A 16,484-nucleotide genomic window follows, 5' to 3' on the forward strand; every position below is an offset into this window, starting at 1 on the left:
TCGCAGCTGACCTCGGGCGTTGGCAAGACGATCGCACCGCGCGCCCGCCGCCCTGGTGGTGGCCCGTCGTCCCGCGGCCCGCGCTCCTGGCGATCGCCGCCTGTCGCCGCCCACGTCCGGCAGCGCGTGCGGGCGGCCGGCGGCGCGTCGGCGCTGATAGCTTCCTTCCCGGCTGCACGTGGGCATCGCACCGGTACCGACATCCGAACACGCGAGAGGAGCATCGTGAGCAGGGTCTTCGTCAACATCGGGCTGAGCCTCGACGGCTACATGGCGCCGGAAGGCATGCGCATGGACGACCCCGGGTACCTGAACTGGGGCGCCAAGTGGGGCGCGATGATGAGGTGGATCCTCAAGCAGCAGCACTTCCGCGAGAACCTCGGCTTCGGACCCGGCGGCGAGACCGGCCCGGTGAACGACCACGTGCGCCACACCATGGAGCGCATCGGCGCCAACATCATGGGCAAGCGGATGTTCGATCAGGGCGAGGTCGCGTGGCCGGAGGACGCGCCGTTCCACACGCCGGTCTACGTGCTCACGCACGAGCAGCGCGAGCCCTGGGTGCGGCCCGGCGGGACGACCTTCCACTTCGTCAACGACGGGCCGGAGCGCGCGCTGGAGCTGGCGCGCGAAGCCGCCGGTGATCGCGACGTGCGCATCGCGGGCGGCGCGGACGTGATCCAGCAGTACCTCAACCTCGGCGCCGTCGACGAGCTGGAGATCGCCCTCGCACTGGTGCTGTTCGGCGGCGGGCGGCGCCTCTTCGAGAACCTGCGCGATCCCGGCCCGCAGCTCCGCATCGACCGCGTGCTCGATGGGCCCGACGCCACGCACCTGCGCTACGTGCGTCCGTGACGGCGCCCGTCGTGCTGCACGCCCGCGCCCTGCTCTTCGACCTGGATGGCGTCCTCGCGGACTCCACCGCTTCCGTGGAGATGCACTGGCGCCGCTGGGCCGCGCGCCACGCGCTCGATGCCGATGCGCTCCTGCGCGTCGTCCACGGGCGCCGGGCCGTGGACACCATCCGCGCGGTGGCGCCGCAGCTCGACGCCGAGGCGGAGCTGGCCTGGCTCGTGGCGGCCGAGGCGGGGGACACGGCGGGCGTCGTGGCCGCGCCGGGAGCGGCCGCCCTGCTGGCCAGCCTGCCGAGCGACGCATGGGCGATCGCGACGTCGGGCGTGCGCGCCGTGGCCGTGGCCCGGCTGCGGGCGAGCGACCTGCCGGTGCCGCCCGTGCTAATCGCGGCCGACGAGATCGCGCGCGGCAAGCCGGACCCCGAGGGCTACCTCGCGGCGGCGGCCCGACTCGGCTGGCCGCCCGCGGCGTGCGTGGTCCTCGAGGACGCGCCGGCGGGCATCGCCGCGGCGCGCGCCGCGGGCATGGCCTGCGTCGCGCTCACGACGACGCACTCCGCGTCGGAGGTGGCGGGGGCGGACCTGGTGGTGCCCACGCTGGCCGCGCTCCAGGTGACGCGCGCCGCGCATCCGGACGGTGGCGTGCAGTACACGCTCGCCGCGAAGCCCGGGCACGCGTCGGCCGACGTCTGACGCCGCGTTGCAGCTGACGCGCGCGATCAGTCGCCGCCGCCACGCAGCCGCTGCGTCCCGGATTCGCCGAGCGTGCGCTCGATGGCATCGCCGCGACCGCCAGGCAGCTCGCGCCGACTCGCGCGCCTGGCCAGCGCGAGCGAGCCGGCGGCGCACACCGCGCACGCCACCGCGAACGCGGCGTGGATCGCCAGCACCTCGCTCCCGCCGAGCGACGCCCGCCAGACGAAGAAGGCCGAGAGCAGCAGGCCGCCCACGGCGCCCCACGCCGCGAAGCGCGGCAGCGACATCTGCTCGAACCGGCGGCGGCCCTCGGTCAGCGCGAGGAGCGCGGCGAAGACGATCCCGGCGATGAAGCCGAAGACGCCGAAGATCAGCGGGAACGGTGCGTCGGGCGTGAAGCCGAGCACCCAGCGCGGGACGAGACCCACGGCGGACCAGGCGACCGCCCAGGTGACGCCCATCCCGATCGCTCCGCGAACGCGTCGCCGCCACTTCCGCATGCTCGCCTCCGACGCCAGCGTCGTGCATCCTTCCCGACCGACGCCTTCAATCGGGCGCCGCGCCCCGGACCTCGCAAGTGCGCGTCCGGAGCGCGCGCCATGAGCGCCGCGCGCATGCGCACCCTCCTCATCCTCCTCCTCGCCGGCGCCCTGTGCGCGGCCCCCACGACGCTCGACGCGCAGCGACGCACGGCGCCCGTCGCGGCCACGCCGCCGCGCGCGCGACCGGCGCGCGACGCGCACGCGCTTCAACCGATGGCTCGCGCGCGCGACGGCGCGCGCCGGCGACCGTGGATCCGCAACGCGCTCGTGGGCGCCGCGGTCGGCGGCGCGGTGGGCTACGGCATCGGGCACTCGAGCTGCGACGCCTGCGACGACCCCGCGCCGATCTATGCGGCCGCGGTGCTCGGCGCCGGCCTGGGGGCGGCGGTCGGGCTCGCGATCACGCTCGCGCCGCAGGGCGCGCAGGTGCGCTGGCACCCGCGGGCACCCGCGCGGGCACCCGCACGCTGACGAGGCGCTGACCGCGCACCTCGGCTACCACCTGGGCGAGCTGGCGCGATGGCGCGCCGCGGCCCTATGATCGCCTCTCGCCACGCGCGCCGAGCGCGGACACCCCGAGAAGACACGCGATGCACATCCTGTTGTGGGTCCTGCAGGGCCTCGCCGCGCTCGTGTACGGCGCGTCCGGCGTCATGAAGCTCTTCATGTTCGACAGGATCAGCGCAGAGGTGCCCTCCTTCGGCGCGCTGCCGCGCGAGGTCTGGATGGCCCTCGGCGTCCTGGAGCTCGTCTGCGTGGTGGGGCTCATCGTCCCCGCCGCCCTCCACTGGCGTCCCGCGCTCACCGGAGTCGCCGCCGCGCTGCTGGCGCTCGAGAGCCTCGTGTTCATCGGCGTGCACGTGAAGTACGCCGAGGTCCCGTCCATCGTCATGAGCGCCGTGCTGGGGCTCGTGATGGCGTTCATCGCGTACGGCCGGCTGGTCCTGCGGCCGATCGTTTGAGGCACGCCGCAGCCATGGTCGTCCCGCCGCACCGACTCGCACGCACGCTCGTCGTGGCGCTGGCTGGCGTGGCGCTCGTCGCGTTCGCCGCGATCGTGGTCGCCGCGGACCGACGTGCGCTGCCGACCGCGATCCAGCGGCTCTACGCGTGGCCCGGCGGCGACAAGGTCGGCCACGTCGTGCTGCTGGCCGCGCTCGCGTTCGTGTGCGATCTGGCGCTGCAGGGCCGCATCGTCCGGCTCGGGGCGTGGACGCTGTCGCTGGCGGGCGTCCTCGTCGCGGTGGGGATCACGCTCGAGGAGGCGTCGCAGGCGCTCTTCCCGGGCCGCACGCTCTCCGTCGCGGACCTCGCGTGCTCCTACCTCGGCGTGTACCTCGGCGTGCGGGCCGCACGGCGCCTGGCGGGAGCGCTCGCGATGCGCCGCTCCTCCGTGCAGGCCGTGCTCCTGCTCGCGAGCGCGACGCTCGCGCCCACGCCGGCCGATGCGCAGCGTCCGGCGCCGGCGGGCGTCGTCGGCCGATCCGCGACGCTCGCACCGATGACGGACGCGCCGCTGCTGCACGCGCCCACACCGCGCCGCCCGCCAGCCTGGCCCTACGTGCTCGGTGGCGCGGTGCTCGGCGGCGCGGCGATGGCCGGCGGCCTCGCGCTCGCGCTGCGCGACGGCGAGTCGCTCGCGCACCCGATCGCCTACGTGCCGGCCGTCGCCGGGGCCGCGGCGCTGGGCGCGGGCGGCGGCTACCTCGTGTACCGGCTCCGGTTCTGAGCGATGGCCTCGCGTGCGCGGCCCGTGTGGCGTTGCAGCTGACCGACGTCCATGAGCATCCCCGTCCGCCACGCGGAGATCGCCGACGCGCCCGAGATCGCGGCCTGTCTCGCGGTGCTCGGCTACGACACGCCGCCCGCACTGGTGGCCGAGCGGCTCACGGCGTTCGCGGCGAGCGACGTGGACGTGGTGCTCGTCGCGGGTGGGGCGCCGGGCGCGGCGCTGCACGGCGTCGTGAGCGCGCACGCGCTGCCGCTCTTCCACACGACCGGGCGGCTCGTGCGCCTCACCGCGCTCGCGGTGCGTGGGGAGGCGCAGGGCCGCGGCGTCGGGCGGGCGCTGGTGCAGGCGGCGGAGGCGTGGGCCTGGCGCGTCGGCGCGCGGCGGGTGGAGGTGACGAGCGGCGATCACCGTCCCGGCGCCCACGCCTTCTACCAGGCGCTCGGCTACGCGCTGGACGAGCGCCGCTTCATCAAGCACGCGACAGCACGCTGATGGCGACAGACGCCCGCCGATCGCGTCGATCCCGCCCGCGCGGCGCGCGTGGAAGCGCCGCGACCGTTGCCTCCGGGGGCGAGACGCGCGAACATCCTCCGCGTCCCGCGTCACCGGACGAGGGGGTCACCGACGACGGTACCCGAGGGGAGGAACCGACATGAGCACGCAGCACGCGCGCGCCGGCCGTGCCGGCACGGGGGAGGCGAAGGCCCGCCTGGGAGCCGCGCACGGGATGGCGCGCCTGACCGAGCGGCAGGCGTCGGCGATGCGCCGCGCGGCCTGGGCATGGCTGGAGCGGCACGCGGACGCGGAGCGGCTGCCCGCGGCGTTCTTCGAGCGGCAGGCGACACGCTACGGCATCGCGTCCTCGACCGCGCGCGCGGCGGTCCACGGCGACACGTGGTCGTACCTGACCGAGCCGCCGCCCGTGCCGCGCTGACGCACGGGCCGACCAGGCGTTGCAGCTGACGCAGCGCCGCGGCGCTGCGTCGGCGCACCAACTCACGAGCGGGAGGGCCGGATGGATCGTCCGTACACGACCCGGGCGCAGCGCGCGCTCACGCTGGCCGAGGGCACCGCGGCGGCGCGCGGCGACGAGTTCGTCGGCACGGAGCACCTGCTGCTCGGCCTCCTCGCGGAGCGCACGGGCCCCGCCGCGCAGATCCTCGGGCATCTCGGCGTCACGGCCGACCGCGTGGAGCAGCTGCTCGCGGACGCCCGGCCGCGTCCCTGACCGCGGCGCCATGGCGCGCTTCCGGTTCGGGGTCACGCGCTACCCCGGCGTGCTCGATGCGATCGAGCGGCAGCTGGCGCCCGCGGGCGGGCTGACGTGCAGCCTGGGCGCGGGGCGCGTGCATCTCGTCCTGCGCGGCGTGGGCGCCACGCGCTGGAGCGCGGACGCGCAGATCGCCCACGCGCTGGAGATGGCGCGCGCCGCGCGCGCGGTGCTCGCCGCCGATGCCCGCGCGCCCGTGCGCGTGCACGCGCAGCACGCCATCGTGGTGCGCTACGAGGACGTCGCGGTCACGGGCGGCTGCGACGTGCGCGCCCACTGGGAGTGCGTCGTCCCGACCCCGGCCCGCTGACGCGTGGAGCCGTCCATGAGCGATCCGCTCCCGACCTTCCGCTACCATCCCGACCCGCTCGCGACGGGCAGCGTCGCGCGCTCGGACGCGACGTGCCGCTGCTGCCGCCGCCCGCGCGGCTACGTGTACGCGGGACCGGTGTACGCGGACGAGGCGCTCGACGACGCGCTGTGCCCGTGGTGCATCGCCGACGGATCGGCGGCCGCGCGCTTCGACGCCGAGTTCGTGGATCCGGAAGGCGTGGGCGACTACGGCGCGTGGGATCCGGTGCCAGCGTCGGTCGTCGCGGAGGTCTCGCAGCGCACGCCGGGCTTCAGCGGCTGGCAGCAGGAGCGCTGGTGGACGCACTGCGGCGACGCGGCGCAGTATCTCGGACCGGCCGGCGCGGTGGAGCTGCAGGCCGAATGGGCGGCGGCGCTGCCCGCGATCCGCGCGGACGCGGGCTTCGCCGGCGCGGACTGGGACGACTACCTCGCCGCGCTCGATCGCGACCACGCGCCCACGGCGTACGTCTTCCGCTGCCGCCACTGCGGGCAGCTCGGCGGCTACAGCGACGTCGACTGAGGAGGGTTACATGGCCATCGCGCACACCGTCACGGTCGCACGCGGGACGCGCACGCGCGCGCTGCTCCACGAAGTGCTCCTGGGCACGTGGATCGGCCTGCTCGTCCTCGGCGTCGGCGGACGCGCGGTGATGCGCGCGATCGCGCTCGCGACCGATGCGCCGCGCGCGCTGACGCTGGGCGGCACGGTGACCGTGCTCGCCGCCGGCGCGGCCGCGGGCGCCGCCGGCGCCGTGCTCCACGCCGTGAGTCGCGCCGTCGCGGCGCGCGGCGCCGGTGGTCGGACCGTCGTGCGCCTCGTGCTCTTCGCCGCGCTGCTCGCGCTCGTGACGGCGCGCGGGCTCCACGGCTCGCCGGCCGCGCCCGCGCGGGCGTTCTGGCCGCTGGTGGCGCTCTACGGCGTGCTGTTCGCGCGCGCCGTGCGTGCGCGCCGCGCGGGCGACTCACGCGTGGGCTGACCATGCCGACCCCGGACCCGATCGACGACTACATCGCCGGCTTCCCCGCGCCGATCCAGGAGCGGCTCGTCGCGATGCGCCGCACGATCCGCGCGCACGCGCCGCAGGCGACGGAGCGCATCGCCTACCGCATCCCGACCTTCCACCAGGGCGGGAACCTGGTGCACTTCGCCGCGTTCGCGCACCACATCGGGTTCTATCCGGGGCCGAGCGGGATCACGGCGTTCGCGGACGCGCTCGCGTCGTACCGGCAGGCGAAGGGCTCCGTGCAGTTCCCGCACGACGCGCCGCTGCCGCTCGACCTGGTGGCCGCGATCGTCGCGTTCCGCGTGCGGGAGAACGGCGCGAAGCGCGCGCCGAAGCGCGCGTCGAAGCGCGTGCCGAAGTCGTAGCCGCGTGCAGCAGGAGCGCGGGACCGTCGTGCTGGTGCACGGGCTGGGGCGGACGCGCTGGTCGATGGCGCCGCTCGCGTGGGCCGCGCGCCGTCGCGGCTACGCGGTGGTGAACTGGGGCTACCGCTCGCGGCGCGGGACGGTCGCGATGCACGCCGCCGGCCTCGCGGACCGGCTCGCGCAGCTCGCCGCGCAGGGCGTGGGCCCGGTGCATCTCGTCACGCACTCGCTCGGCGGCATCGTCGTGCGGGCGAGCCTGGAGCTGCCGGCGGCGTCCGCGTGGCGGCATCGCCTGGGGCGCATCGTCATGCTCGCGCCGCCGAACCAGGGCTCCGAGCTCGCGGATCGGCTGCGCGCCTGGCGCGTCACGCGGCGCGTGCTCGGTCCCGCGTTCCTGGCGCTCGGCACCGGGCCGGAGTCGGTCGCGCGCCAGCTCGGCGCGCTGCCGGCGGGCATCGAGGTCGGCGTCGTCGCCGGCACGCGCAACTGGAATCCGCTCTTCGGGCGGTGGATGCCGCGGCCGCACGACGGCAAGGTCTCGGTCGCGAGCACGCGGCTCGCGGGGATGACGGACTTCAGCGCGGTCGCGCGCGGGCACACCTTCCTGATGCTCGCGCCCGACGTGCACGCGCGCATCTTCGCCTTCCTCGCGCACGGACGGTTCATGCCGGACCGCCCGCGTCCCGACCCGTCGCCACCGTGAGCACGATCCGCCGCTGCCGCCCCGACGAACACGCCGCGATCCGCGCCATCGTGAACGCGGCCGCCGAACGCTATCGCGGCGTGATCCCCGCGGACTGCTGGCACGAGCCGTACATGTCGGCCGAGCAGCTCGCGCGCGACGTCGCCGCGGGCGTGGCGTTCTGGGGATGCGAGGACGAGGACGGCGCGCTCGCCGGGGTGATGGGCATCCAGCCGGTGCAGGACGTCCATCTGGTGCGGCACGCCTACGTCCGGCCGGACCGGCAGGGGCACGGCATCGGCGGGCGGCTGCTCGCGCACCTCGAAGCGCTCGGGGGGCGGCGGATCCTGATCGGCACGTGGGCGGACGCGACGTGGGCGATCCGCTTCTACGAGCGGCACGGCTACACGCTGGTGCCGGCGCACGAGACGGCGGCGCTGCTGCGGCGGTACTGGACGGTGTCGCCGCGCCAGATCGAGACGTCGGTCGTGCTCGCGAAGCCGCCGCTCGACGATGCATGATGCTCGCGTGACTCCGTCGTCGCCCCCCACCGCACCGATCGTGCGCCCACTCGCCCGACTCCTTCTCGCGGCGCTGCTCGGCGGCTGCGCCAGCGCCGCGACGCGCCGCACGCCCGCCGACGATGCGGCCGACCGCGCGGCGCTGCTGCGGCTGCACGCGGAGCAGCGTACCGCGCACCTGGAGCGCCGCGCGGCGCTGATCGTCGGCAGCCAGGCGGACACGATGCTGAGCGTGTCGAACGGCCGCGTCTCCACCGCCACGCGCGAGCGCACGCGGGCGTCCTTCCAGTCGTACTTCGACGCGTCGACGTTCCAGGCGTGGGACGACGTCGCGCCGCCGCGGATCCGCATCTCGCCCGACGGCCGCATGGCGTACGTGATCGTCGAGAAGCGCGTGCACGTGACGTCGGCGTCGCCGACCGGTGGCGCGCCGGTCGTGGAGCGCCTGCGGTACGCGTGGCTCTCGGTCTACGAGAAGCAGGGCGGCGAGTGGCGGATGACGGCGATCGCGTCGACCGAGCGGCCCGACTCGACGTGATCCGCGGCCTTCGCGCGCTCGTCGCCTGCACGCTGCTCGGCATCGTCCTCGCGCTCGCGTCGAGCGTGGTGCGCGGCACGCGGCTCGAGGTGCAGGATTGGGACTGCCCGCCGGCGCCCGCGTCGTGCGCGCGGCCCGTGCTGGTGCGCGGCTTCCCGCTGCCCTACATCTCCGACCACCACGGCATCTCGCCCGTCGGCAGCGCGGACCTCGTGGGCGCGCTGCTCGGCATGGACCACCTGCACGAGGGTGCGCTCACGGTGGACGCGGCGCTCTACGCGCTGCTGGCCGCCGCGGTGCACGCGGCGACGACGCGCGCCCGGCGCCGCCGCTGATCGGACGATGCGCGAGCCGGCGTTGCCACGAGCACGCCCGCACGCGCATGATGTCGTGGCGCCGGCCGACGTCGGCCACGGCCGCCTCACGTCCCGCACACGCCCCATGTCCGCGACCCGCTCCGCACGTCCCGACGCCTCCCCACTCGCCCTCATCACCGCGATCGCAGGATCGTTCGTGCTCGCCGCCTGCGCGACGGCGCGCCCGGACGGCGCCGCATCGACGCCGTCGGCGTCCGCGGCGATCGCGAGCGCCGCGGGCTGCGGCACGACGCGGCTCGACTCGCTGGAGGTGATCGACGCGTTCCGGCGCATCGCCGCCTCGACGGAGCCGGGGCCGGCGAAGATGCGCGCGGGCGTCGGGATCACGGCGCCGGTGCTGGCCGCCGGCGACAGCGTGCGCTTCAGCGACGATCCCGAGGTCTGCCGGCGCGCCGCCGCGGCGTACGCGCGGTCGTTCGGGGCCGCGCCGGCCGGCCGCGGCGTGCTCGTGACGCGCTTCGGCCCGTACTGGCTCGTCGCGCGGCCCGACGGTCGTCCACGTCCGTACGGGATGCTCCTGGACGACGCGTTCCAGCAGCGCGGGTTGTGGGGGCTCTGACGCACGGGGGACGCGCATGCGAACGGTCCCGGTGCTCGGCGCGCTGCTCGGCGCGCAGCTCGGCCTCGCCGCGGCGTGCGTGGTTCCCACGGACGGCTGCGGCTGCCCGCCGGCGCTGCCGCCGTTCCGGCTGCGCGTCGCGGCCACCGTCGCGACCGCGGACGCGACGCCGGTGTCGGGCGTGATCGTGCAGGCGCGCGCGTTCCCGACGACCTGCCTGCCCACGGACTCCGGCGCCGTCGACGTGACCGGCAGCTTCGGCCCGACGGACGCGCAGGGACGCTTCGCGTTCGAGGTGGTGACGGCGACGCTCGACTCGCTGCGCGTGGACCTCGTCGCGCGCTGACCATGGAGCTCGTCTGCCCGACGTGCCGCCTGCGCCCGCCGCGGCCCGGCGACGCCGCGGCGCTCGCACGCCACGCGAACGACCGCGAGATCTGGCTCAACCTGCGCGACCGCTTCCCGCATCCATACGCGCTCTCCGATGCGGAGGCGTACATCGCGCGCGTGCGCGAAGCGGCGGAGGATCCGCCGACCGCGTTCGCGATCGAGGTCGACGGCGAGGTCGCCGGCGGCATCACGCTCATGCCCGGCCACGACATCGAGCGCGTCAGCGCCGAGTTGGGCTACTGGCTGGGGCGCGCGCACTGGGGGCGCGGCATCGTCACGGACGCGGTGCGCGCGGTGACCGGCCACGCGTTCGCGACGCTCGGCCTGCGGCGCGTGTTCGCCGTGCCGTTCGCGCACAACGCGGCGTCGCGGCGGGTGCTGGAGAAGGCGGGCTACGTGCGCGAGGGGACGATGCGGCGGAGCGCGATCAAGGACGGCGTGCTGCTGGACCAGCACCTCTACGCCGCCTACGACGATCGGTGGCCGGCGTGAGGTCGCGCCGGGCTGCCGGCTGCGCACGGCGGCCCGCGCCCACATCTTGAGGGCGGAGTCCCACGCGGCCGGCCGGAGGTCGGGCGGCCTCCACACTCCGCCTCGAACCCGATGGGCGCCGGCGTCGAGTCCACGAGCTCCTACACGTGCCCCGGCTGTGGCTACCACGTGGACCGCATGGTGAGCGGCTACGCGGCCGGGCCGGAGACGCAGGTCGTCGGGGTCAGCTGCGACGACTGCCGCGCGCTGCGCATCGCGCGCATCCCGGGCCGGCCCACCGAGGCGAGCGCGCACGCGGCCGCCGCCGCGGTGGCCGCGGGCCACATCCCCGCGGGCGTGCGCTGCCCGCACTCGGCGCGGCACCACCTCACGCTGTGGACCGCACCCGGGCCGTGTCCGCGGTGCGGGACGACGCTGCGCCAGGAGAAGGAGCGGCAGCGCCGCGACTGATCACGCGCGCTGCCTGCCCGATCACCGTCGCTACGACTTGCGGTCGCCGCGGTCGCCCTGCCCCTTCCTGGACGCCGTCTTCGCGTGCTGCTTCTGGTCCTGGGCGGCCGAGCGGCCGACGTCGTCCTGCGAATCCGTGAACCGTCCCTGCTCGTCGCGCCGCACGTAGCGCTGGTCCCCCTCGTGCGGCTCGATCCTCTCGCGGTCGCGGGCCATCCGAACCTCCTGTCAGTGAGACGTGCACCGCAGCGGAGCAGGAGGTGTGCCCCTGCCGATGTCACACTTCGACGTGCCGGCCTGATGCAGCCGCGTGCGCGCGCTCGTGCGCTCGGCCGCGCGGGCGCGGCGGTCCTGCTCGTCAGCGCGGCGCTCGCGTGCCGCTCGACGCCCGCAGGGCCCGTCGCGCCGCTGCCCGAGGGCATCGCCGCCGACGTCGCGTTCCTCGCCAGCCCGACGCTCGCCGGCCGCGCGACGGGCACGCCCGGCAGCGAGCGGGCCGCGGCGTACATCGCGCGCCACCACGAGCGCCTCGGCCTCGCCGGCGCGTTCCCGTCGAAGTGCGTCGCGGAGGCGTCGTGCGCGCCGTCCCTCTACCAGCGCTTCCATGTCCAGGGGAAGATCGGACGGAACGTCGGCGTCGTGGTGCCCGGCGCCGATTCCGCGCTGCGCGGCGAGTACGTGGTGGTCGGCGCGCACTACGATCACATCGGGCGCGCCGAGTGGGCGTCGGACGACCCCGAGCTCGGCTCGGCCGTGCGGCCGGGCGCGGACGACAACGCCTCGGGCACCGCCGCGGTCCTCGAGCTCGCGCGCCGCCTCGCGGCGCGTCCACCGCGGCGCTCGGTGCTGCTCCTGCACTTCGACGCCGAGGAGCTGGGGCTGGTCGGATCGCGGGTGTTCGTGGACAATGCGCCGGTCGCGCGGGAGCGCATGGTCCTGATGGTCAACCTCGACATGGTCGGGCGGCTGCGCGACGCGCGGCTCACGGTGCAGGCACCCGTCGCGCCCGCGCACGTGCGCGCCGCGATCGACCAGGCGGCGGCCGGGGCGGGCCTGCGCGTGGAGTACTCGACGACGCTCGACGGACGCTCGGACCACGCGAGCTTCGTGCACGCGCACGTGCCGAGCGTCGCGCTCTTCACCGGCTTCCACGGCGACTACCACCGGGCGACCGACATCGCGGCGCGGCTCGACCTGCGCGGGCTGGCGCGCGTCGTCGACGTCGCGGAGGCGATCGTGCGGACCGCGGGCGACCGCGCGGCGGACCGCTGACCCGCACCGACCGGCGGCGATTCCCGCGCGCGCGGGCATGGCGCTATGGTACGGCCTGAAGGAAGTCCGACCCTCCGACCGATCGCACCTCGCGTGACCCCGACGCCTCCACCCCCGCCCGAGCGCCCGCCCGAATCCGGCGAGACGCGCGACGCGCTGCTGACGTTCGCGCCCGCCATCCTCGTCGCGTTCGTGCTCAACTGGACGCTCACCGCGCAGCGCGGCTGGCCGTCGCGGCGCGCGCTCGTCGTGAGCGTCGTCGTGGGCATCGTCGTCGCGCTCCTGCTGCAGCGCGCGGTCGCGCGCCGGCCGCGCGCGTGAACGCGCGCGTGAGCGCCTGACGTGTCCGGCCCCGCCGCGCCGATGCTCGTCTTCCTCGTCGGGCCGCCCGCGGTCGGCAAGATGACCGTGGGCCACGCGCTCGCCGCGCGCACGGGGCTGCGCCTCTTCCACAACCACCACACGATCGACCTCGCGCTCCGCTTCTTCGCGTACGGCACGCCGCCGTTCCAGCGCCTGGTGAGCGAGTTCCGCCGCCGCGTGTTCGAGGAGGTGGCGGCGAGCGACCTGCCCGGGCTGATCTTCACGTACGTGTGGGCGTTCGACGATCCGCGCGACGCGGCCGCGGTGGCGGCGTGGGCGGCGATCTTCGAGGCGCGCGGCGGCCGCGTGGCGTACGTGGAGCTGCAGGCGACCCAGGCGGAGCGGCTGCGCCGCAACACGACCGAGCTCCGGCTGGCGGAGAAGCCGTTCAAGCGCGACCTCGACGCGTCGCGGCGCCGCCTGCTGGAGGACGACGCGCGCTTCCAGCTCGACTCGCGCGGCGCGTTCGACGGTCGGCCGGACTGGCTGCGCCTCGAGACCACGGCGCTCTCCGCCGACGAGGCAGCGGAGCGGATCGTCGCGCACTTCGGACTGACGCCGCTGGCGTGACGCGCGTGGCCCGCGCATCGTGCAGAGCCACGCACGAACCCACCGTCTTTCAGGAGCCCCGCATGGCCGGAGGAGGCGCCGTCGTCGCCATCATCGCTGCCGCGCACGCGCAGCGCGTCCAGGCCGTGACGGACGCGTTCCGGCTCGCCGGCGCGACCGCGCCCGAGCGCGCGCGCCCGCTCGCCGCGCTCGGCGTCGGCCACGAGTCGGTGGTCGACGAGCTGGCGCGCGCCGGCGTGCTGCTGCGCGGGCCGGGCGGTGACACGTGGTACCTGAGCGAGGCGGCCGTCGTCGCGCGGCGCGACGCGCGCCGCAACGTCCCGCGCGTGGTGCTCGCCATCATCGCGATCCTCGTCGGCGTGGCGGTGTTCCTGGTGGGGACGCTGATGCGGCGCGCGCAGTGAGGCCGTCGTGAGCGCGCCCTGCCCGGAGTACGGCTTCACCTTCGCGTGCCGGCTCGCGCCGGGGCTCGACGCCGATGCAGTGCGCGCGCTGCGCGACGCGTTCGTCGGCGTGCTGGAATCGCGCGGGCTCGCGGCCGCGGGCGGTGGCGATGCGACGTGGCACCACGTCATCTCGCGCGACGGCGGGCAGGCGATCGACGCCGACCGCGAGGCGCTGGAGGCGTGGGCGGACGCGCGCGCCGAGATCGTCGAGGCGACGGTCGGCCCGCTGCAGGACCTCACCGACGTGGAGAGTCGGAATGCCATCGGTTGACCTGACGCGCACTGCCGCGCTGCTCGCGTCCCTGCTGCTCGCCGCGTCGCCGGGGCGCGCCCAGACGTCGGCGCCGGTGCCCGTGCGCAAGTCCGTGCCCGACACGATCGCGGGCGTCGCGCCGCTGGCGATCGGGGAGACGTTCACGATCGCGTCCACCGTGCTGGGCGAGACGCGGCGCATCAACGTGTACGTGCCGCCGGGCTACGACCGCGGCCCCGACGTGCGGCTGCCCGTGCTCTACATGCCGGACGGCGGGATGGCCGAGGACTTCCTGCACGTCGCGGGGCTGGTGCAGGTGCTGACCGGCAACGGCGGGATGCGGCCCTTCATACTGGTCGGCATCGAGAACACCGAGCGGCGGCGTGACATGACCGGTCCCACCGACGTCGCCAGTGACCGGAAGATCGCGCCGCGCGTGGGTGGGTCGGCGGCGTTCCGCACGTTCATCCGCGCGGAGCTGATGCCGCGCGTGCGCGCGCGCTACCGCACGACCGGCGAGACCGCGATCGTGGGCGAGTCGCTCGCCGGCCTGTTCGTCGTCGAGACCTTCCTCCGCGAGCCCGACCTGTTCGACACGTACGTCGCGCTCGACCCGAGCCTGTGGTGGAACGGCGCGCAGCTGCTCGCGCAGGCCGGCCCGACGCTGCGCAGCCGCGACGTCGGGCCGAAGACGCTGTTCCTCGCCAACAGCGACGAGCCGCAGATCGCGACGCACACGCGGCAGCTGGCGGACGTGCTCCGCGACGGGGCGTTCCGCGACCTGCGCTGGCACTACCTTCCGATGCCTGAGGAGACGCACGCGACCATCTACCATCCGGCCGCGCTGCGCGCGTTCCGCACGCTGTTCCCGCCCGCGGCGCCGAAGTAGCCGCGCGATCGTCCGCCCTGCCGTCATGCCCGCTCCTCGTCCCGCGCTCGCTTCGCTGCTCACCGCGCTGCTCACCGCGCTGCTCGTCGGCCATGCCGCCGCGTGCGGCGACCCGTGCACCAACACCGAGCGCGCGCGCGTGCGCTCGCCCGACGGCCGCCGGGAGGCCGTCGTGTTCGGCCGCGCGTGCGGCGCGAAGACCGGCGTGAGCGCGCAGGTGGCGCTGGTCGCGCCCGGCGAGCGGGCGGTGGGCGTCGGCAACGTCTTCGCGGCCGAGCGGGACGTGCCGGTCGCGGTGCGGTGGGAGGGGGCGACGACGCTGGTCGTGCGCTACCGCGGCGCGGGCGAGGTCGGCACGCGCCCGCAGATCGACGACGTGCGGCTGCGCTACGATTCGCTGGACGTGCCCTGACCCCTCGCCGCCTCGTGATCTCGACCGTCGTCTCCCGCCTCAGCGCCGCGCTGCTTCTCCTTGCCGGCGTCGCGCTCCTCTTCGCCGCCGACGCGGTGCTGCCGATGCTGTCGCCCGGTCTCCCCGCCTCCGCGGCATGGCTCGGCCAGCTGCTCGGCGCCGCGTGGCTCGGCGTCGCGGCGCTCAACTGGCTGCAGCGCAACCAGCTGCTCGGCGGCATCTATGGCCGGCCGGTCGTGTTCGCGAACCTCGTGCTCTACTTCGTGGGCGCGCTGTCGCTGCTCGGCGCGCTGCGCGACCCGGCGGCGCCGCGCGGGCTGTGGTGGATCGCGGGGCCCGCGACGCTGCTCGCGGCGGTCTACGGCGCGCTGCTGCTGCGCGGCCCGTTCGATCCGCTCCAGCCCGCGGCGCGCTGACGGCGCGCTGACGCGATGCCGCACCGCTACGTCGCCAGCGGCCCGACGCTGCCCGCCGCGCCGTCGCCCATCAGCCAGGCGGTGGTCGCGGGCACGCACTGCTACGTCAGCGGCCAGCTCGCCGTCGACGCGGACGGCGTGTTCCGCCCCGGCACCGCGCGCGAGGAGGCCGAGCGGGCGTTCTGCAACGTGTTCGCGGCGGTGGAGGCGGCGGGGTTCGGGCGCCACGAGATCGTCTACGTCGACGTCGCGTTCGTCGACCTCGGGGACGTGCCCGCGGTGAACGCGCTGTGGGCGGAGCTGTTCGCCGAGGACCGCCGGCCCGCGCGCACGATCTACCAGGCCGCGGCGCTGCCGTACGGCGGGCGCGTGAAGGTGCAGGCGATCGCGGTGAGAGAGGCCTGATGGAGATCCTGGTCGCCACGTCGAACGACTTCGCCATGCTGCGCGACGGCCGCCCGGTCGCGAGCGGCGTGTGGGACGACGTCGTGCAGGCGCACGCCGACACGCGGGCCGGCACGGTGTGCCTGACGCTGCGGCTGCGCGACGGCGCGGCGTTCGTCGCCCGCGACGACATGCCCGGCTGGGACGACCTGCTGGACGCGGCCGAGTCGGCGCTCGACCTGCCGCGGCGCCATCGGTGGTGGGCCGACGCGCTGGCGGCGGACGCCGCGCACCCGCTCGCGCTGTTCGCGCGCGGCGGCGCGCGCTAACGTGTAGAGGTCATCGTCGCACACCGGAGGCGTGCCATGAGCTCGCGACCGCATCACGTGCGTCACCTCTCGCTGGGGCTGCGCATGGCCCTGCTGCCCGCGCTGCTCGCCGTCGTCGCGCGCCTGCTGGTCGTGGGCGTCGGCGTGCACGGGCAGGGGCTCGCCTCCGCGCTGGCCCTCGGGCTCGCGGTGCTGCTCGGCATCGCGCTGCCGGTGGACTGGCTCAGGCGGCGGCGCGCGCCGGCGACGCACGCGCGGCCCGGTGCGGCGCGCGGCGGGCGCGCGCGGTCCGCCCGTCATCGATCGCGCTGACGCCACCGCACC

33 protein-coding genes are annotated in these 16,484 nt (G+C 75.8%); 31 read left to right on the plus strand and 2 right to left on the minus strand.

Annotated features, from left to right (window positions below; genetic code table 11):
• Positions 1-225 precede the first annotated feature (225 nt).
• Positions 226-855, plus strand: coding sequence for a dihydrofolate reductase family protein (locus rosag_RS05730; RefSeq protein ID WP_284349094.1), 630 nt, complete (start codon positions 226-228; stop codon positions 853-855).
• Entirely contained in the window at positions 852-1,547 is a 696-nt protein-coding gene (locus rosag_RS05735; protein WP_284349095.1) for an HAD-IA family hydrolase, read from the plus strand. Before rosag_RS05730 ends, rosag_RS05735 begins: the two co-directional genes overlap by 4 nt.
• Before the next feature lie 26 nt (positions 1,548-1,573).
• Here rosag_RS05735 and rosag_RS05740 read toward each other — a convergent pair whose 3' ends face one another.
• Positions 1,574-2,011: a hypothetical protein gene (locus tag rosag_RS05740; protein WP_284349096.1), complete on the minus strand. Its 438-nt coding sequence runs from the start codon at positions 2,009-2,011 to the stop codon at positions 1,574-1,576.
• 153 nt (positions 2,012-2,164) lie between these two features.
• On the opposite strand from rosag_RS05740, the gene rosag_RS05745 reads away from it, so the two are divergent.
• The 18 genes from rosag_RS05745 (at position 2,165) to rosag_RS05830 (ending at position 10,826) form a co-directional block, all read left to right on the plus strand.
• Positions 2,165-2,563, plus strand: coding sequence for a hypothetical protein (locus rosag_RS05745; protein ID WP_284349097.1), 399 nt, complete (start codon positions 2,165-2,167; stop codon positions 2,561-2,563).
• 119 nt (positions 2,564-2,682) lie between these two features.
• On the plus strand, positions 2,683-3,054 hold the full coding sequence (locus rosag_RS05750; RefSeq protein WP_284349098.1) for a DoxX family protein: 372 nt from the start codon (positions 2,683-2,685) through the stop codon (positions 3,052-3,054).
• Positions 3,055-3,068: 14 nt separating this feature from the next.
• Positions 3,069-3,821, plus strand: a complete 753-nt coding sequence (locus tag rosag_RS05755; RefSeq protein ID WP_284349099.1) for a VanZ family protein — start codon at positions 3,069-3,071, stop codon at positions 3,819-3,821.
• A gap of 51 nt (positions 3,822-3,872) precedes the next feature.
• Positions 3,873-4,316: a GNAT family N-acetyltransferase gene (locus tag rosag_RS05760; RefSeq protein ID WP_284349100.1), complete on the plus strand. Its 444-nt coding sequence runs from the start codon at positions 3,873-3,875 to the stop codon at positions 4,314-4,316.
• 160 nt (positions 4,317-4,476) lie between these two features.
• On the plus strand, positions 4,477-4,758 hold the full coding sequence (locus rosag_RS05765) for a hypothetical protein (protein WP_284349101.1): 282 nt from the start codon (positions 4,477-4,479) through the stop codon (positions 4,756-4,758).
• Between the two features lie 81 nt (positions 4,759-4,839).
• The gene (locus rosag_RS05770) at positions 4,840-5,052 is read left to right on the plus strand and encodes a Clp protease N-terminal domain-containing protein (RefSeq protein WP_284349102.1); all 213 of its coding nucleotides are present in this window, start codon (positions 4,840-4,842) and stop codon (positions 5,050-5,052) included.
• 10 nt (positions 5,053-5,062) lie between these two features.
• Positions 5,063-5,404, plus strand: a complete 342-nt coding sequence (locus rosag_RS05775) for a hypothetical protein (protein ID WP_284349103.1) — start codon at positions 5,063-5,065, stop codon at positions 5,402-5,404.
• 15 nt (positions 5,405-5,419) lie between these two features.
• Positions 5,420-5,968 (plus strand): CbrC family protein, encoded by a 549-nt coding sequence (locus tag rosag_RS05780; RefSeq protein WP_284349104.1) that lies wholly within the window; start codon positions 5,420-5,422, stop codon positions 5,966-5,968.
• Between the two features lie 10 nt (positions 5,969-5,978).
• Positions 5,979-6,425, plus strand: a complete 447-nt coding sequence (locus tag rosag_RS05785) for a hypothetical protein (protein WP_284349105.1) — start codon at positions 5,979-5,981, stop codon at positions 6,423-6,425.
• A gap of 2 nt (positions 6,426-6,427) precedes the next feature.
• Positions 6,428-6,817, plus strand: coding sequence for an iron chaperone (locus rosag_RS05790; RefSeq protein WP_284349106.1), 390 nt, complete (start codon positions 6,428-6,430; stop codon positions 6,815-6,817).
• Positions 6,818-6,821: 4 nt separating this feature from the next.
• Positions 6,822-7,520 (plus strand): esterase/lipase family protein, encoded by a 699-nt coding sequence (locus rosag_RS05795; RefSeq protein WP_284349107.1) that lies wholly within the window; start codon positions 6,822-6,824, stop codon positions 7,518-7,520.
• Entirely contained in the window at positions 7,517-8,020 is a 504-nt protein-coding gene (locus rosag_RS05800; RefSeq protein ID WP_284349108.1) for a GNAT family N-acetyltransferase, read from the plus strand. The genes rosag_RS05795 and rosag_RS05800 overlap by 4 nt, the downstream gene beginning before the upstream one ends.
• Positions 8,021-8,060: 40 nt before the next feature.
• A complete protein-coding gene (locus rosag_RS05805; RefSeq protein WP_284349109.1) occupies positions 8,061-8,558 on the plus strand; it encodes a nuclear transport factor 2 family protein in 498 nt (165 codons plus the stop codon).
• Entirely contained in the window at positions 8,555-8,893 is a 339-nt protein-coding gene (locus tag rosag_RS05810; RefSeq protein WP_284349110.1) for a hypothetical protein, read from the plus strand. The genes rosag_RS05805 and rosag_RS05810 overlap by 4 nt, the downstream gene beginning before the upstream one ends.
• Before the next feature lie 106 nt (positions 8,894-8,999).
• Positions 9,000-9,494, plus strand: coding sequence for a hypothetical protein (locus rosag_RS05815; protein WP_284349111.1), 495 nt, complete (start codon positions 9,000-9,002; stop codon positions 9,492-9,494).
• A 16-nt stretch (positions 9,495-9,510) separates the two neighbouring features.
• A complete protein-coding gene (locus rosag_RS05820) occupies positions 9,511-9,840 on the plus strand; it encodes a hypothetical protein (protein ID WP_284349112.1) in 330 nt (109 codons plus the stop codon).
• 2 nt (positions 9,841-9,842) lie between these two features.
• A complete protein-coding gene (locus rosag_RS05825) occupies positions 9,843-10,376 on the plus strand; it encodes a GNAT family N-acetyltransferase (RefSeq protein WP_284349113.1) in 534 nt (177 codons plus the stop codon).
• Between the two features lie 111 nt (positions 10,377-10,487).
• Positions 10,488-10,826 (plus strand): hypothetical protein, encoded by a 339-nt coding sequence (locus rosag_RS05830; protein ID WP_284349114.1) that lies wholly within the window; start codon positions 10,488-10,490, stop codon positions 10,824-10,826.
• A 30-nt stretch (positions 10,827-10,856) separates the two neighbouring features.
• Here rosag_RS05830 and rosag_RS05835 read toward each other — a convergent pair whose 3' ends face one another.
• Positions 10,857-11,042: a hypothetical protein gene (locus tag rosag_RS05835; RefSeq protein ID WP_284349115.1), complete on the minus strand. Its 186-nt coding sequence runs from the start codon at positions 11,040-11,042 to the stop codon at positions 10,857-10,859.
• Positions 11,043-11,126: 84 nt separating this feature from the next.
• Here rosag_RS05835 and rosag_RS05840 point away from each other — a divergent pair, with 84 nt between their 5' ends.
• From rosag_RS05840 to rosag_RS05890, 11 genes are all read left to right on the plus strand, one after another.
• Positions 11,127-12,098: a M20/M25/M40 family metallo-hydrolase gene (locus rosag_RS05840; protein ID WP_284349116.1), complete on the plus strand. Its 972-nt coding sequence runs from the start codon at positions 11,127-11,129 to the stop codon at positions 12,096-12,098.
• Between the two features lie 93 nt (positions 12,099-12,191).
• Positions 12,192-12,419, plus strand: a complete 228-nt coding sequence (locus tag rosag_RS05845; protein WP_284349117.1) for a hypothetical protein — start codon at positions 12,192-12,194, stop codon at positions 12,417-12,419.
• A gap of 21 nt (positions 12,420-12,440) precedes the next feature.
• Entirely contained in the window at positions 12,441-13,031 is a 591-nt protein-coding gene (locus tag rosag_RS05850) for an ATP-binding protein (protein WP_284349118.1), read from the plus strand.
• A 62-nt stretch (positions 13,032-13,093) separates the two neighbouring features.
• Positions 13,094-13,435, plus strand: a complete 342-nt coding sequence (locus rosag_RS05855; protein WP_284349119.1) for a hypothetical protein — start codon at positions 13,094-13,096, stop codon at positions 13,433-13,435.
• Positions 13,436-13,442: 7 nt separating this feature from the next.
• Positions 13,443-13,748: a 50S ribosome-binding protein YggL gene (locus rosag_RS05860; RefSeq protein ID WP_284349120.1), complete on the plus strand. Its 306-nt coding sequence runs from the start codon at positions 13,443-13,445 to the stop codon at positions 13,746-13,748.
• Positions 13,735-14,619 carry an alpha/beta hydrolase gene (locus rosag_RS05865; RefSeq protein WP_284349121.1) on the plus strand — a complete coding sequence of 295 codons (885 nt, stop codon included), beginning with the start codon at positions 13,735-13,737 and terminating at the stop codon, positions 14,617-14,619. Before rosag_RS05860 ends, rosag_RS05865 begins: the two co-directional genes overlap by 14 nt.
• A gap of 25 nt (positions 14,620-14,644) precedes the next feature.
• Positions 14,645-15,031 carry a hypothetical protein gene (locus rosag_RS05870; protein WP_284349122.1) on the plus strand — a complete coding sequence of 129 codons (387 nt, stop codon included), beginning with the start codon at positions 14,645-14,647 and terminating at the stop codon, positions 15,029-15,031.
• A 14-nt stretch (positions 15,032-15,045) separates the two neighbouring features.
• On the plus strand, positions 15,046-15,447 hold the full coding sequence (locus tag rosag_RS05875) for a hypothetical protein (protein ID WP_284349123.1): 402 nt from the start codon (positions 15,046-15,048) through the stop codon (positions 15,445-15,447).
• 15 nt (positions 15,448-15,462) lie between these two features.
• Entirely contained in the window at positions 15,463-15,852 is a 390-nt protein-coding gene (locus tag rosag_RS05880) for a RidA family protein (RefSeq protein WP_284349124.1), read from the plus strand.
• Positions 15,852-16,160, plus strand: coding sequence for a hypothetical protein (locus rosag_RS05885; protein ID WP_284349125.1), 309 nt, complete (start codon positions 15,852-15,854; stop codon positions 16,158-16,160). The genes rosag_RS05880 and rosag_RS05885 overlap by 1 nt, the downstream gene beginning before the upstream one ends.
• A 36-nt stretch (positions 16,161-16,196) precedes the next feature.
• On the plus strand, positions 16,197-16,472 hold the full coding sequence (locus rosag_RS05890) for a hypothetical protein (RefSeq protein ID WP_284349126.1): 276 nt from the start codon (positions 16,197-16,199) through the stop codon (positions 16,470-16,472).
• Positions 16,473-16,484 lie beyond the last annotated feature (12 nt).

This window comes from Roseisolibacter agri (genome assembly GCF_030159095.1).
In the GTDB taxonomy this organism is placed as follows: domain Bacteria; phylum Gemmatimonadota; class Gemmatimonadetes; order Gemmatimonadales; family Gemmatimonadaceae; genus Roseisolibacter; species Roseisolibacter agri.

Coding starts and splice junctions, on each gene's coding strand:
- rosag_RS05740 (WP_284349096.1), bottom strand. CDS start 2,011: ATGGGCGTCACCTGGGCGGTCGCCTGGTCCGCCGTGGGTCTCGTCCCG.
- rosag_RS05745 (WP_284349097.1), top strand. CDS start 2,165: ATGCGCACCCTCCTCATCCTCCTCCTCGCCGGCGCCCTGTGCGCGGCC.
- rosag_RS05750 (WP_284349098.1), top strand. CDS start 2,683: ATGCACATCCTGTTGTGGGTCCTGCAGGGCCTCGCCGCGCTCGTGTAC.
- rosag_RS05755 (WP_284349099.1), top strand. CDS start 3,069: ATGGTCGTCCCGCCGCACCGACTCGCACGCACGCTCGTCGTGGCGCTG.
- rosag_RS05760 (WP_284349100.1), top strand. CDS start 3,873: ATGAGCATCCCCGTCCGCCACGCGGAGATCGCCGACGCGCCCGAGATC.
- rosag_RS05765 (WP_284349101.1), top strand. CDS start 4,477: ATGAGCACGCAGCACGCGCGCGCCGGCCGTGCCGGCACGGGGGAGGCG.
- rosag_RS05770 (WP_284349102.1), top strand. CDS start 4,840: ATGGATCGTCCGTACACGACCCGGGCGCAGCGCGCGCTCACGCTGGCC.
- rosag_RS05775 (WP_284349103.1), top strand. CDS start 5,063: ATGGCGCGCTTCCGGTTCGGGGTCACGCGCTACCCCGGCGTGCTCGAT.
- rosag_RS05780 (WP_284349104.1), top strand. CDS start 5,420: ATGAGCGATCCGCTCCCGACCTTCCGCTACCATCCCGACCCGCTCGCG.
- rosag_RS05785 (WP_284349105.1), top strand. CDS start 5,979: ATGGCCATCGCGCACACCGTCACGGTCGCACGCGGGACGCGCACGCGC.
- rosag_RS05790 (WP_284349106.1), top strand. CDS start 6,428: ATGCCGACCCCGGACCCGATCGACGACTACATCGCCGGCTTCCCCGCG.
- rosag_RS05815 (WP_284349111.1), top strand. CDS start 9,000: ATGTCCGCGACCCGCTCCGCACGTCCCGACGCCTCCCCACTCGCCCTC.
- rosag_RS05820 (WP_284349112.1), top strand. CDS start 9,511: ATGCGAACGGTCCCGGTGCTCGGCGCGCTGCTCGGCGCGCAGCTCGGC.
- rosag_RS05825 (WP_284349113.1), top strand. CDS start 9,843: ATGGAGCTCGTCTGCCCGACGTGCCGCCTGCGCCCGCCGCGGCCCGGC.
- rosag_RS05830 (WP_284349114.1), top strand. CDS start 10,488: ATGGGCGCCGGCGTCGAGTCCACGAGCTCCTACACGTGCCCCGGCTGT.
- rosag_RS05835 (WP_284349115.1), bottom strand. CDS start 11,042: ATGGCCCGCGACCGCGAGAGGATCGAGCCGCACGAGGGGGACCAGCGC.
- rosag_RS05840 (WP_284349116.1), top strand. CDS start 11,127: ATGCAGCCGCGTGCGCGCGCTCGTGCGCTCGGCCGCGCGGGCGCGGCG.
- rosag_RS05855 (WP_284349119.1), top strand. CDS start 13,094: ATGGCCGGAGGAGGCGCCGTCGTCGCCATCATCGCTGCCGCGCACGCG.
- rosag_RS05865 (WP_284349121.1), top strand. CDS start 13,735: ATGCCATCGGTTGACCTGACGCGCACTGCCGCGCTGCTCGCGTCCCTG.
- rosag_RS05870 (WP_284349122.1), top strand. CDS start 14,645: ATGCCCGCTCCTCGTCCCGCGCTCGCTTCGCTGCTCACCGCGCTGCTC.
- rosag_RS05880 (WP_284349124.1), top strand. CDS start 15,463: ATGCCGCACCGCTACGTCGCCAGCGGCCCGACGCTGCCCGCCGCGCCG.
- rosag_RS05885 (WP_284349125.1), top strand. CDS start 15,852: ATGGAGATCCTGGTCGCCACGTCGAACGACTTCGCCATGCTGCGCGAC.
- rosag_RS05890 (WP_284349126.1), top strand. CDS start 16,197: ATGAGCTCGCGACCGCATCACGTGCGTCACCTCTCGCTGGGGCTGCGC.